The following is a 289-nucleotide window of genomic DNA, read 5'->3' as shown; positions in this document are numbered from 1 at the left end:
CAACTCGCCTTTGTCGCGGCGATCCAGCTCCTGCCGCCAAGGCAGCGGGCCGCCCTGCTTCTGTGCGACGTGCTGGGATGGTCCGCCGTCGAGACAGCGCAACTGCTGGGCGGGTCGACCGCCTCGATCAACAGCGCGCTGCAGCGGGCCCGCGCCAAGCTTGGAGAGCGATATCCCGAGGGCCGCCCCTCGCAGCCGTCACGGCCAAGCCAGCAGGAGGGCCTGCTGCTCGAACGCTACATGCAAGCCTGGCAGGCCGACAATCTCGACGGCCTCGTCGACCTGCTGC

General features: G+C 69.6%; 1 protein-coding gene. It reads left to right on the top strand.

The features are described 5' to 3' along the window. Nucleotides 1-289, top strand: a 289-nt coding sequence (locus EN857_RS34165) for a sigma factor-like helix-turn-helix DNA-binding protein (RefSeq protein ID WP_281036058.1), incomplete at both ends; no start/stop codon positions are given.

It is taken from the genome of Mesorhizobium sp. M4B.F.Ca.ET.214.01.1.1 (genome assembly GCF_004791545.1).
Taxonomy (GTDB): Bacteria; Pseudomonadota; Alphaproteobacteria; order Rhizobiales; family Rhizobiaceae; genus Mesorhizobium; species Mesorhizobium abyssinicae.
This window is presented reverse-complemented; position numbering and strand designations above follow the sequence as displayed.